Genomic DNA, 13,087 nt, shown 5'->3' with positions numbered 1-13,087 from the left:
ACAAACACGTGACAAATAGGGGAAAGAACTATGGCACAATCAAAAATAAGGCGCCTCAAAACGGGCGCGGCACTGTCGACACTCATTTTTAGTGCGGCACTGATCGTAGCACCGGCGGCCTGGGCCGATGCGAAGGTTTTCGCATTTGATATCCCGGCGGAAAATGCTGCCAAGGCACTGAACGATTTCTCCGTTCAGGCCAAAGTCCAACTCTTGTTCCCTTATGATGTCGCCGCGCGTTCAGTTGCGTCGGCCGTTAAGGGCGATCTGACCCGCGAGGCGGCGCTGGCGCAGCTCTTGTTGAACACGAACCTTGAGGTGGCAAGCCAGACTGATACGACGATTTCTCTACGGGTGAAGGAGAGTCGTGAAACCACTACGGCCGACCCCGTGACAGAAGTGATTGTTACCGGCACCCACATACGTGGCGGCAACCCAACGTCTCCCGTGCATCTCATCGCACGCAAAGACATCCAGCAATCGGGCTATTCACAGGTCGGGGACCTGGTGCGAAGCTTGCCAGAAAACTTCGCAGGGGGGCAAAACCCCGGCGTGATCGGCGCGGGCCTGACCAATAGTACCAATGCTAACGCCTCAAATGCTTCCACTGTGAACTTGCGCGGGCTTGGAACTGATGCGACGCTGGTTCTGTTGAATGGTCATCGCCTGTCTGCCGATAGCTTTTTCCAGGGCGCGGACATATCTGGTATTCCTCTGGCCGCCATTCAGCGTATGGAAATCGTTCCCGACGGTGCTTCAGCCCTCTACGGGTCCGATGCTGTTGCCGGCGTCGTGAACTTCATTCTGCGCCGGGATTTCGACGGCGCTGAGGTCAGCGCACGGGTTGGTGCTGCCACGCAAGGTGGCGGGACCGAACGCACCTATAGCGCTCTCGGAGGCCTGACCCGTGGCGATTGGTACATCCTTGGCAACTATGAATACTCTAAACAAGATGGCATTACCGCTGGGGAGCGCGATTTCACGGCGGATGCTTCACCTGTCACGACCCTCTGGCAGCCCCAAACTCGCAATTCGCTGTTTGTCAGTGGTGGCAAAGACTTCACTGACAAGGTGTCGCTGACCTTTGACACCCTCGTAAGTGAACGGGACACACGCACCGTCACCCAAGCCGTCAAGTCCAGCTATATCGGCTACAACGCAATCTACACCCCCGCTTACAGCGCGGCGGCCACATTGAAGATTGTATTGCCGCATGACCTGAACCTACGGCTCGTCGCGGGCGGCTCGGGCAGCCGTAACAAGAACGAAATTGAAATACCGGCCTACGCCTATGCTTACCAGACGCGGTATAGAAACGACGGCCAATATGTCGAAACGATCCTCGACGGCAGCCTCGCTCACACGCCGGCCGGTGACGTGAAATTCGCCGCTGGATTGGGGTATCGTCGCGAGGGGTTCCAACAGGGCGCGTCTATGGACGTTGACCGGAATGTTTCATCGCTGTTCGCTGAAGCCTTGGTGCCCTTGATCGCACCATCCGCCAATCGGGCAGGGTTGCATGAGTTTGAGATCAGCGTTGCCGGCAGGGCGGAAAACTACAGCGATATCGGTAGCTCTACGAACCCAAAAATCGGGATCCGCTATGTGCCCTTCACCGACCTCACTTTGCGCGGGAGTTGGGGCACATCCTTCAAGGCGCCATCCTTTTCCCAACTCTACGGAAGCGCCGATCTCTATCTCTACCCGGCGAGTGCGGTTGGATATAACGGCCCCTCCGCCGACGCAACGGCCATGCTGGCCTATGGTGGCAACAAGGATCTGAAGCCGGAGCGTTCAACCTCGTGGACCCTTGGCGCCGAATATATGCCACGCGAAATTCCGTCGCTTAAATTGTCCGTGACCTATTTCGACATCGACTACAAGGACCGCGTTGTTCAGCCTGTCTCTTATCTGGTTGCGGCCCTGACTGATCCGATTTATGCGCCGTTTATTGATACCCTACCATCCGCCAGTGCGCAGGCAGCAGCTATCACGGCCTCCGATTCCTTCTCGAATTATTCCGGGGTGCCGTACGATCCGGCGGGCGTATTGGCCATCATTCATGACAATTTCCAGAATGCGACTGCGCAAACGGCCAAAGGGTTTGACGTGTCATACCGGCAATCCTTCGATCTTGGTGGAGGCACCCTGAGTGCCTTTGCCAACGCAACGACCCTGACCCTCAAACAGCAGACCATTCCCACGCTGCCGGTCGTCGAATTATCGGGAACCATTTTCAACGCGCCAGACTTCAAGGCCCGCGCGGGCATGTCCTGGTCTGAGAAGCGCCTGATCGTCACCGCGATTGCCAATTACGTTGGTAGTGAAACCGACACTGTGGTGTCGCCGCCTCAGGAGGTCGGCTCGTGGACGACCGTTGATGCCAATGTCAGCTACCGGTTTGGCGACCAGCATCCTTTCACAGTTACCCTGGCAGCCTCCAATCTATTCGATCGCGACCCGCCGCGCGCTCTGAGCCCCTCGATCAGCTACGAGGGCGTCTATTTCGACAGCACCCGCAGTTCAATTGTCGGGCGCTTCGTCAGCGTGACCCTTTCGAAGTCCTGGTAAGGAAATGAAACCGATTTTGTATCGGCTGTTCGCGCTGTCAGCTGGCCTTCTGGCTGGCGGCGCGACCAAAGCCGAAAACTGTGCTGATCTTCTGCCTGGCGTTGCTCAGAAATCCGAGACGCGCGCCATCAGGGCAGAGGATTTGATCGAACTGCGCGATATAGGACCGGCAGGTGTCAGCGACACAAATACAACTGTCTTCCGTCTGTCGCCGGACGGGACAAAGCTAGTCTTGCAGTTGCGGCGCGCCGATGTCGCGAGCAACCAGTACTGTATGGGTGTCATGGTCGTCGATCTCCTTCAAGGTAGCCCGCCACACCTCGTCAACAAGGGCGGCGAGTTCATCCGCCAGACCTATAGTGTGGGCGGCTTTGCCGCCCACACATCACCTGGAACGCCGCTAGCGACGACGCCGAAATGGTCGCCCGACGGCCGATGGCTTGCTTTCATTCGACGCGACTATGGAATTACCCAATTATGGCGGGCAAATGCCGATGGGAGTGGCTCAGGGCCTTTGACGCATGGCCTCTTTGACGTCGAAAACTTTGCATGGTCCGCAGATGGCAAATCGGTGATTTTTTCAGCACGCCCTGGCTTAGTTTCGGCTGAAGCTGACCTTGAGAGGGAAGGGCGTGAGGGCTTTTTGTTTGATGATCGGTTTGAGCCGATCTCAGGCAATCGCCCATTGGTCCGGGGAATATTCCCCGTCGCCTTTTTCTCCGTCGCGCTGGATGGGGGCGCTCTTTCGCAGGTCAGTGAGCAAGAGGGGGCGGCGGTCCTCTCCATAACCAAACCTGAAATCGCCACAGACGCCGATGCCTATGCCGCGAGCCAAGACGGTGATGTCGCTTGGACCGAAGCTCAGGACAGGCAGAACGTTATGTCCGAAACAGGTCTCCGCGTGAAAACGCAAGCAGGTATGGAATACCGATGTGACAGGGTGGAGTGCAACGGCGTCACAAACCTGTGGTGGATCGAGGGCCAAGGGAAGGTAGCCTATATGCGCCGTGAAGGCTGGCGAAAAAGTGATACAGCCATCTATGCGTGGTCGCTCGGTCACTCTGACCCTGTGCGCGTCCTCCTGACCGACGATGCGCTCCTGGGATGCGAGGTCAGGGGGCAGCGTCTTTTCTGCGCGCACGAAAATTCAAATCATCCACGTAACATAGTCGAAATCAGTCTGAAAACTGGACAACTAAAAACGGTCTTTGAGCCAAACCCAGACTTCTCACAAGTCCGCCTGGGCACTATCGAGCGGCTCGAATGGACGAATGCCTTTGGTATCGCTACGTTTGGCGATCTGGTTCTACCGCCTGATCATAAGACCGGAGACAAGCACCCGCTCGTCGTTGTGCTCTACGAGTCGCGCGGCTTCTTGCGAGGCGGGACCGGCCATGAATATCCGATCCAACTGCTCGCGGCAAAAGGCTACGCTGTTCTGAGCGTGCAAAACCCGCCGAGCATTGGAATGACACAAGGTGCGACGTCCTGGGAAGAAGTGAACAGGCTGGACCGCGTTGAATGGGGCGACCGTCGCAGCATTCAGTCTGCCATTGAAACCGGCGTCGCCCGGGTCATACAAGAAGGCGTGGTCGATCCGCATCGACTAGGCATAACGGGGCTAAGTGATGGCGCGTCCAGCGTTCAGTTCGCGCTCATCAATAGCAAACTGTTTGGGGCAGCTGCCATGAGCAGTTGCTGCGAGGATATTCCGGCAGCAACCTATCTGGACGGTCCCGCGGCTTCGCGCGGCTTGCATGCTATGGGCTATCCCTCGCTGTCTAAGCCCGACGACGCTTTCTGGATGGCAATGTCCGTGCGTGCAAACGCCCGCACGCTTACAACGCCGTTGCTGATCCAGACGCCAGACCGTGAATATCTTGCCGCGCTGGAAGGCGTGGCGGCCTTGCGCGAGTTTCACCAGCCTGTCGAGCTCTATGTTTTTCCGGACGAGAACCATGTGAAATGGCAGCCGGCACATCTCGCCGCAGTCTATTCGCGCACGGTCGATTGGTTTGATTTCTGGTTGCAGGGAAAGACGGACCCTGAACCGTCCAAAGCCGCCCAATACAAGAGGTGGGAAGCCTTGCGATCAGAAAGACAGAGTGCCTCTCCGGGGCAGTAATGCCTAGGCACTCCAGGCAGCGCCCTACCTTGCATACTTTAGGTAGGGCGCATTTTTTCCGAAGTGTCGGCTGGTCTATTATGCCGGTTCTGCCGCCCTTTGGCGTAGCTTGTTCGACCAGTGCTGCGACCAAGCTTCTGCCTCAGCAAGGACAGCCAGGCGCATGTACAGACCGGGAGGGATCGGGGACGGGGATGACAGGATCTGCTCCAGCCTATGTCTGTCCAACAGACCCTGACCAACAAGAAGCCCGTCAAGCAATTGCGTCTTTAGAATTGTCTTGTTGGTGTCGACGACGTCGTAGGCAAAACTATGCGGCCCGCCTTTCGACCGCCGATCTATGATTGCCGACGGCAGATCGGGGGTAAACGCACGCCTGGCCAGGGCGCGGTCGCGGCCGCCGGCACACCATTTCCACGACGGGATGCGCAGACACAGCTCCATAACGGGCTGAGACAGTAAGGGGAGTATGAGCGCCGGCTCGTCACGGGGGTATCCGTCGATCGTACCCTGAATACGCGCTAAAAAGGAAACGTGGACCGCACGCCCTGGCAAGGTGTCCGGCGGTGCTTGGAGCCATGGGTGACTTACGGGCTCCGAGAGTTTGGTAATCTCAGGGTTCAGCAAACGGGTGTCTGCGAATACGGCGTAGGCACCGTCATGGGAAAACGCGCGTTTGGTTGCCATCGTTAGAACCTCTATGGCGCTGCAAGACCGCATTTGGCAGATATCATTCAAGGTCTCGACCAGTCCGGATGACAGCCCCTCCGACAGAAAGCGATCGAGCAACGGCGTGGCAGATTTCATGAAACAGAACACGTTGTCGCCGCCCACGCCGCTAAAGTGCGCGTCGATCCCGAGGGTTTGGGATAGGCGCTTTCGCAGTTTGTGCTCGCTTTGCCCAAAGGCGAAGAGGATAGGCCGTGGCAAATGGCTAGCGGTTGAGCGCGTGATATCGATATCGGAAATCTGGTGGAATCTCTCCAACAAGGGAACGTCGAGCGCCTCGGTTAGGATGCGCGCATACTGACGTTCATCCCCTTCCGGCTCGTCGGTAGCCATGGTCAGACAGCTCAAGTGTGATGCCGGATGGGCGAGGCATGCCGCCACTATAGAGCTGTCCAGCCCGCCAGACACCCCGAGCAAAATATTCTGAAACCGACTGGCCAATGCACGCGTACAATCGCGCACGGTGGCGTAGAGTTCCGGGATCAGTTCCTCAATGCCGTCCTCCAAAGGCGATGAGGCAAAATCCCACGGGGACCAGACGGAAGCGACAGAAAGCCCATGACGTGTAATGGATAGGCGAAAGCCTGAAGACAGTTCCAGGACTCCAGGAAGACCCGTTTCCGGTGTTCGAAACTCGTGCGCCAGCAAGTGTCTGCGCATGAAGGTCCAGTTGATATCACCTGCGACGAACCCAATATCGAACAGGACCATGACGTCTGAAGCGATGGCGACCCATCCGTTCCGCTCAACATAGTGGCAGGGCATGCCGCCGGAAGGGTCTCTGACGACATTGAAACTCCCGTCGGCGCCAATGATGAAACCGATATACCGGCCCCAGATAGCCCTAGTAAGGCTTGCCCCCATTGAGGCGCGTGCCGCGCTGGCGACGTCATCGGCGACCCTGTGCTGGCGCGCATGAAGCTGGCTACTGCTAAACACGTCTCCCACAATCATACCGCCATCATCAGCGAGTATGATAGGGACCGCATCGCGCGTAAAAATGGATATGCCTTCCGCCTCAAAACTGGCCGAGAAGTCGGCGGATGCGGCAATCTTGCGTGCAGGTGTACTTTGGGCTTCCTCAGTCCTTGCAATCAGGCAGAGGTATCGCTCAGCCATATCACACCACCAGGATCGGGGTGTAGCGCAAGACGTGATCGACTTCGTCGTTCAAGACCATTTCGTTCCACTGCACCCACGCGTGAGCTTCGAAGGGTTTCATCCGAACGCCGATGACGAGGTTGGGGTAAAACTGATGTCTCGCCAAAAGGTCGATGAGTCCAAGCGATCGTCTGAGGCACTGATCTTGATGCGGAATAAGTCGGCGCAGGGCGAGGTGTGCATGCAGAGGCGTGAGCGGCGGTGAGTTTTGCACTTTTTGTCCTTCTGCTGCGGCGACATGCTTTCGCTGTCTGATGGCGTCAATCATGCCGTTTAGGCGGCGGTACTTGAGGGCAAGTGTCGCGCCGAGTTGACAGGCCAACGCCTCAAGGCAGGTGCCAATCGGCAGTCCGGAATGCGTTGCGAATGCGGTCAGCACCGACGCACTTGGCATGCCGATGTGTTCCACTGTCTCTGTTGACACAGTGTCGGCTCCCTCAATAAGCAGGCCTGCCTGAAGAAGGGGAGCCAGTGCCGCTAAGTCGATGTCATTGAGATCATGACCTGCCACGAGGTTTTGAAAGGCGGCCTCGGTGTGCGCTGGCAGCGCGAAATACCGATCCGCCGGCAAGTCGAGGCAAGCGATCTTTCCATTGGCAAGGCAATGGAAAACGCCTTTCCGCAAGTGAAGGCTCATGGTTCGCTCATTTGAGTAGGTGGGGCGTACAAAGGGTTTGTACGCCCCAATGGTTCGATCAATCGCGATCAAGGCCCATCGGCTTCGCTTGTTCCTGCGTCAGGATGCTGTCGGGACGGCCGAAGCCGACGCCCTTGGTTTCCGACGAAGCGGCGCCGAGGTCGATCAGGTCTTCGTGGGTTTCAATCTTTTCCATGGTCGTTCTCCTTAGGTTGAGTGAAATGGCCATGACCATTCATGGCGACGTCACGCTACCACCTGAAGAAGAGAAACTTTCATGACGACTTTAAGTCGTCTGCGAATAAGCAGGGGTGACTTTTTTGAAACGTTCGTTTGAACCCTCTACGTTTGACCTGATCGAGCGTTAGGGGTGGTAAGGGCCGCTCAGCTTATCGGGGCTGTCGAGGCGAAGGCGGCTGTCCTAATCCCATCGGGCGATAGGCCAACGAGACAATTTGGGGGATGATGTCGAGGCGGCGCTGGGTGTACTCGTGAATCAATCGCTTCAGGGCATCAACGTCCTGGTTGGTCCACGCGATGGTGAAGTTGACAAGTTCAGCCTCCAAATCGAGGGGGAGCGCGGCCTTTAGCATGCGCAGCGGGTGAAGATGATCGTTTAAGCGCTCCATCTCCCTGACGATGAAGCTGTTGTCAGTCTGCTCAACGACCAGGGTAAAAAAGCGCTCGATATCGCCGACCGGATCGGCACTGCTCTTAAATGGCGCGGCAGGGTCCCTCGCCGAGGGTTTCAGCTTGCTGAGATTGAGCCCCATCATAAAGACGTGCTCGTTCCAGTCATATTTGTCGCGAACGGTCTCGTCCGTCACGAGGGGGCGATAGAAGCCCTCATTTGTGTGAACCTCCAGCAGCCCTTCACCGACCAATCTGTACAAAGCAGCACGTAAGGTCGTTTTGCTACAACGGTGACTCGCACTCATGGCCGTCACATTAACGCGCTGGCCGGGCAGCAACGACCCGCTGCATATCTCGGCCTTTATGCCAGCAAAGACCTGTTCGATCAGAGAATTGAAGTCTGTCATGGTCAACCCAGTATAACCGACAAGAAGCAAGTTTCAGGTTTAGGTGTCCCACAGGTCGCGGCACGGCGGACGTGTCACAAGGTATTTGGGTACACTTTGGGTTGTAACCTTTTTTGTGCGTGAACGCAACGTCCTCAAAACCGTCGGCTATTTCGACGAGGCGGCGCTCAGTAGCGGCAGTGATGTCATCGTCTGTCGCCATCGCAATATATAAGTAAGCCCTAAAAGTCCCCGGTGAGTCGTGATAGTTATTGCCGGAAACATACGAACGCTGGGAGAGAACATGTCCGATCTGTTTAAACGCGAACGAAAATTGATGGACGAGGCCCGTCGTTTACTTGGACCAACCCATGATCTGAGGGCTCTTACTGGAGGGTTGCAGGATGCAAATCCCGCGGCGCTGGGTCTGACTGATAAGCGGGCCTTGATAGATGCGTTGGGCGCGCAAGACCTGGTGGCTACCGCATTGAGACATAGTCATATCAGTTCAGGCATGGACGCTCAACTTAAGGCGGATGCAATACGAGCTAAGATGATGGCGGATTTGATGGGCTCCGGAGCGCTTGGACGAATGGCTCAAGGGGTTGAAGCAGAAAAATTACGGACCGAGCAACTGTTCGGTCAGGCGAAATTGGCAGGGGTATTCGCACAGGACATGAAAATGGCGGCGGCTATTCAAGCGACCGTGAGGGCCGATTTAGCCTACCAGTCAAAGTTTATGACTGTTGCAGTCCAGGACGCGATACGCCTAGCGGCGACCGAACAGTCGAAAATGGGGCTGGCGTTCGAGACGTTTCGAAAGGCTGGTGGAGATGCTGCGTTGATAGCGGCAATTGGAGAAATGAGGTCTCCTTGGTTGCGCATTGACGATGCAGCTCGATCTGTACGTGCCTTCTCCGAAGTTGTCGCAATTGGCCACGGCGTTGCATCATCGTTGCCGTTCGATGAGCAATTTGCCTCTACGTTGCGTCAGGACCTGGGGGATTGGCGAGATCCGATGTCCGTGAATATCGAAGCGGTCTCTGATCCGGTTCATCGCACCGAACTGTACGCGGACCAAGGCTATCAATCGGACCTGACCGACTTTCCGGCGCCTGCCTTCGATCAAGCGATGGTGATTGCCGGGCTTCGTCAAGAACTCGATGCAATCGACGCTGAGGGGGGGGGCGGTGACGGGCTGCAACGAGCACAACGGACGTTTGGTCTTCTTCAGAAACTGGAAGTCGCGGTTCGCGAATTCATTGTGACCGTGATGCAATCAGCCATCGGCGACAACTGGATGAGAACTCACCTACCACAGGGAATGCTCGACAGCTGGACCGGGAAGCGGGAGGCCGCCATCAGGGCGGGTAGTGCACCAGGCGCCTTAATCGATTATGCGGATTTCACCGACTATCGAATGATCATCGAAAAGAGCCAAAACTGGAATCTGGTTTTCAAACCTATTTTTGGTCGGGTTGAAGATGTCAGGGAGTCCTTTCAGCGGCTCTTCCCAGTGAGGATTGCGACCATGCATGCACGTGTCATTACGCTTGACGATGAGCTTTTAGCACTGGTCGAGGTTCGCCGGATTCATCGGGCAATCCGCAAGAGTTGATTTCGATGAACGTCTTGCTTTGCATTAGGACTGAGGCGGGGCCTGCTTGTGGGTTTGATATAGTTCAAAGGCCACGTGTACGACTTCGGAAAATCAAGCAAAAATTGCGTGACATCTATCTACAATCTGCCAAATATATAGCGTCGCGTCGGCTTTCTGCGTGTTTGGGCGCGTTGCAATTGGGTGGGGTAGGCGTTTTTTGACTGTGGCCCCAAGCGCATTTCGTATTGAAAATCGAATTCGACGAAAAACTGCCGGATTAAGCTGTGCATTGTCAGACGGCTCACTTGTTTTAACTTGAGAGATCATCATGCCTGGACTTAAAAAGCGCTCTCTTCTTTTGGGGGGGCATGCCACATCGGTCGCATTGGAGCCGGAATTTTGGGCGGTTTTGGAAGACATGTCCGCTAAACGTAAAACCAGCCTCGCGAAGCTGATCGCAGCGATTGATGGGGAACGCGGTGACCACCTTCTGGCGTCGTCGTGCCGTCTTACAGCTCTGGCCTATTCGTTGTCGGTGCCGGAACGGGCGAGGGGGCGCTCCCCCAAAGAGCAGCCCCCCTCAAAGCCCGATGTGGCTCAGACCTGACGGACCGCTGCTCTTTGCATGACATAGGGCGTTGCGATCCAGCGCCAGGAGGACTATCAACAGGGCCTTTAAGAAACTAAGGGCTGGCCATGGCTGACGACTTTAATCCGATCGACCGGACTGTTGATATTGTTTCGGCATATGTGAGCAACAATCCCGTTCCGCCGTCGGGGCTGTCAGCGCTTATCAAGTCGGTTTATGCGACGCTTTCAGCCCCGAGAAAGAGCAGCGAAACAGTGGCACAGGTGACCGCCACTCTCGTGCCTGCCGTTTCCGTGAAGAAGAGTATTTCAGGGGATTGGCTGATCTGTCTCGAAGACGGTCAGAAGTTCAAATCTCTGAAGCGACATCTCCTGACAAAGTATGGCCTGACACCGGATGCCTATCGGGTAAAGTGGAATTTGCCGCGTGACTATCCGATGGTAGCCCCATCCTATTCCGCGACGCGCTCGACCCTGGCTAAAGCCAATGGTCTCGGTCAGAAGGGAATGCAGGCAAAGAGCACGGCGCCCACGCCCTCTTCGAAGTCGGCCAACCGTGTAACCAAGAAAGCGGTGGCTGGTGTCTGAAACGGCTCAGGCAGGTCGCCTTTCACCGGCAAGTCGTATTGATCCGGTTTTGATGCAGTCTATATTTATCTTGGCCTGATTCCAAGAGAATCGCGTTAGGCGGGTTTATGGTTGTTTTTAACGCTTTGGATGATTATTTAATGACCAGATATTTTGAAAGGCGTTTCTGAATGGAAGTTGATAGCAAAAATCCCAACCCTATAGATTTGCACGTGGGCGCTCGTATACGCATGCGTCGCAAATTTTTTGGGCTGTCACAGGAGGATTTAGCGAAAGCCATCGACCTGACATTTCAACAAGTCCAAAAATATGAGCGCGGATCTAATCGTGTGAGTGCGTCTAAGCTTTACGCCATTGCGCTAACCCTCAAGGCGCCCGTTGCCTATTTCTTTGAAGGGTACAATGATGGCGAACCCGCCGATGCCTTTAGTGAATCCGCGTCAGAACAATTCGTCCATGGATTTTTAATGACGACGGAAGGGATTGAATTGGCGGAAGCCTTTCCGCGCATTAACAATGCCAAACATCGCCGCAAAATTCTGGACCTTGTCAGAACGCTGGCGGAAGACGAAGCTTAGGATAACGCTCAGATTCCTTACCGTCACTTGTTGCACGCATATTACGACAAGGCCAACAGTGAGGTCACTCTGTTGGGGCTATCTCCGGTCAGTACCGCTGAGTAGGACCTCACCCGGCCAGCTGCGTAGTTCGTCGCTGGCATTTATCGCGAGAGAGTGTCCAGCGTCCACGTAGATCGGCTCGATCCTCTCAGGTTGATCTCGGATCTCCAGCTGGGTGGTGCGGTCGTTGCGAAAAGATTGATTGGATCAGCCGTCTCCCCCTCGCCTGAGCCGAATGCCTGGGGGCATCGATTGGAGCTAAGGGGGCGAAGCTGGCGGCGCCGAGCGTCGTCGATCTGTCGGAATTTTCGCCGGTACCAGACGGCGTAACGAAGCTCGTCTTGGAATTTCTTCAGGAGCTTTTGCTCAAATTGGCCCTGCAAATGGACAGAGACAGACTATGAGACCGGAAGGGAGCGCAAGCGCCAAGCCCAATCGCAAATTCTCTGGTCGGGTCGCGGAGCAATTACCTTTCAAAGCAACAGATGGCTGTCTTTGGATGATAATGGTGTGCCATAAATCTGCACGTTTAGTTAGTCTTGACCGTGATACAATCCCGTCACGTGGATGCGTCGCAGTGGTGACGGGCCTGGAGGCTTTTGGGATGGTCTGAGGTCGGCAGCGATGAGGGGGGCTGGTTTGGACGAGCGTGTAAGGCAAGTTGTCAAAAAGGTTACGGCGGACCTTAAGGCAGATAAGAGCGCCAAATGGGCGACAGCAGTCCTCGGCGCGGTGATCATGGGTGCCGGCCTTGCTGACACAAGCCAAATGTCACACGGCATACTAAATTGGCTGAATATCCATTTCGATCGGATCGGCGTCGCCATCGCGCATCGGACGGGGCTCAACACTCAATTCGTCAAATTGCTTCTACTTTATGGCTCGGTCATCCCTTTCTGGGTCAGCGGCCTAGTTCAGCAATTTCTCTTTAAGCAAAAGGAAAAGGACCGACCTCGCGATTACCTGATCGCAATTGCCTGCACGTGGTTCCTTTGGGCGATCTTCCTAGTCAAGATGCTCCTCATCCTTGAGGACGGCACTTCCATCACCCCTACCGACATTCAGATGATCCTGCTCTTGAGTTCGATCATTTCGGCGTTCCTATGCGTGATATCGCTGGTCATCTATGGCCTCCTTGACTGGCTTTTCAAAGTGCCACGCTATCCCGCCTACCTGTTTGCCAGCTTTCTTCCGCCCATGCTTCTGTTCGGATACGTGGCGTGCAAAAGTTCCATAAACATGCACGACCAACAGTTGGTCTTCTACCAGACACAAGCCGACATGATGAGCATGGCGGTGATGAGCTTCTTTCAGCTCTTTCTGCCGGTGTTGATAGCCGTCAACCCGTCGCGCGTCAGGTTCATCGGCCTGCTTCTGATCGTCCTGTTTGCGGGCGCATACGGCATCGATTTCCTCGCAACCATGGTCGGGAATATCTGAGTCATTGGT

11 protein-coding genes are annotated in these 13,087 nt (G+C 55.7%); 7 read left to right on the top strand and 4 right to left on the bottom strand.

Going from position 1 to position 13,087, the window contains the following annotated elements; translation table 11 throughout:
• Positions 1 to 30: 30 nt before the first annotated feature.
• Together B060_RS0113590 and B060_RS0113585 are read left to right on the top strand one after the other, a co-directional pair.
• Positions 31 to 2,571, top strand: a complete 2,541-nt coding sequence (locus tag B060_RS0113590; protein WP_018082342.1) for a TonB-dependent receptor — start codon at positions 31 to 33, stop codon at positions 2,569 to 2,571.
• A gap of 4 nt (positions 2,572 to 2,575) precedes the next feature.
• Positions 2,576 to 4,696: an Atxe2 family lasso peptide isopeptidase gene (locus B060_RS0113585; RefSeq protein ID WP_018082341.1), complete on the top strand. Its 2,121-nt coding sequence runs from the start codon at positions 2,576 to 2,578 to the stop codon at positions 4,694 to 4,696.
• Between the two features lie 78 nt (positions 4,697 to 4,774).
• Here the strand turns inward: B060_RS0113585 and B060_RS0113580 are convergent, their stop codons facing one another.
• The 4 genes from B060_RS0113580 to B060_RS0113565 all read right to left on the bottom strand — a co-directional run bounded on the left by B060_RS0113580 (position 4,775) and on the right by B060_RS0113565 (position 8,263).
• Positions 4,775 to 6,544, bottom strand: a complete 1,770-nt coding sequence (locus B060_RS0113580; protein ID WP_018082340.1) for a lasso peptide isopeptide bond-forming cyclase — start codon at positions 6,542 to 6,544, stop codon at positions 4,775 to 4,777.
• A 1-nt stretch (position 6,545) separates the two neighbouring features.
• Entirely contained in the window at positions 6,546 to 7,223 is a 678-nt protein-coding gene (locus B060_RS0113575; RefSeq protein WP_018082339.1) for a lasso peptide biosynthesis B2 protein, read from the bottom strand.
• A 58-nt stretch (positions 7,224 to 7,281) separates the two neighbouring features.
• The gene (locus tag B060_RS27195; protein ID WP_018082338.1) at positions 7,282 to 7,419 is read right to left on the bottom strand and encodes a lasso peptide benenodin 1; all 138 of its coding nucleotides are present in this window, start codon (positions 7,417 to 7,419) and stop codon (positions 7,282 to 7,284) included.
• 193 nt (positions 7,420 to 7,612) lie between these two features.
• Entirely contained in the window at positions 7,613 to 8,263 is a 651-nt protein-coding gene (locus B060_RS0113565) for a GntR family transcriptional regulator (RefSeq protein WP_018082337.1), read from the bottom strand.
• Positions 8,264 to 8,546: 283 nt separating this feature from the next.
• On the opposite strand from B060_RS0113565, the gene B060_RS0113555 reads away from it, so the two are divergent.
• From B060_RS0113555 to B060_RS0113535, 5 genes are all read left to right on the top strand, one after another.
• Positions 8,547 to 9,860 (top strand): Swt1 family HEPN domain-containing protein, encoded by a 1,314-nt coding sequence (locus B060_RS0113555; RefSeq protein ID WP_155847661.1) that lies wholly within the window; start codon positions 8,547 to 8,549, stop codon positions 9,858 to 9,860.
• 310 nt (positions 9,861 to 10,170) lie between these two features.
• Positions 10,171 to 10,449: a ribbon-helix-helix domain-containing protein gene (locus B060_RS0113550; protein ID WP_018082334.1), complete on the top strand. Its 279-nt coding sequence runs from the start codon at positions 10,171 to 10,173 to the stop codon at positions 10,447 to 10,449.
• 89 nt (positions 10,450 to 10,538) lie between these two features.
• Entirely contained in the window at positions 10,539 to 11,018 is a 480-nt protein-coding gene (locus B060_RS0113545; protein WP_018082333.1) for a Ros/MucR family transcriptional regulator, read from the top strand.
• A 170-nt stretch (positions 11,019 to 11,188) separates the two neighbouring features.
• A complete protein-coding gene (locus tag B060_RS0113540; RefSeq protein WP_018082332.1) occupies positions 11,189 to 11,596 on the top strand; it encodes a helix-turn-helix domain-containing protein in 408 nt (135 codons plus the stop codon).
• Positions 11,597 to 12,277: 681 nt separating this feature from the next.
• A complete protein-coding gene (locus tag B060_RS0113535) occupies positions 12,278 to 13,078 on the top strand; it encodes a hypothetical protein (protein WP_026172831.1) in 801 nt (266 codons plus the stop codon).
• The last annotated feature ends 9 nt before the right edge of the window (positions 13,079 to 13,087 follow it).

Source organism: Asticcacaulis benevestitus DSM 16100 = ATCC BAA-896, assembly GCF_000376105.1.
Classification (GTDB): domain Bacteria; phylum Pseudomonadota; class Alphaproteobacteria; order Caulobacterales; family Caulobacteraceae; genus Asticcacaulis; species Asticcacaulis benevestitus.
Note: the sequence above shows the minus strand (reverse complement) of the source record. Positions and strands in the feature narration are given on the sequence as shown.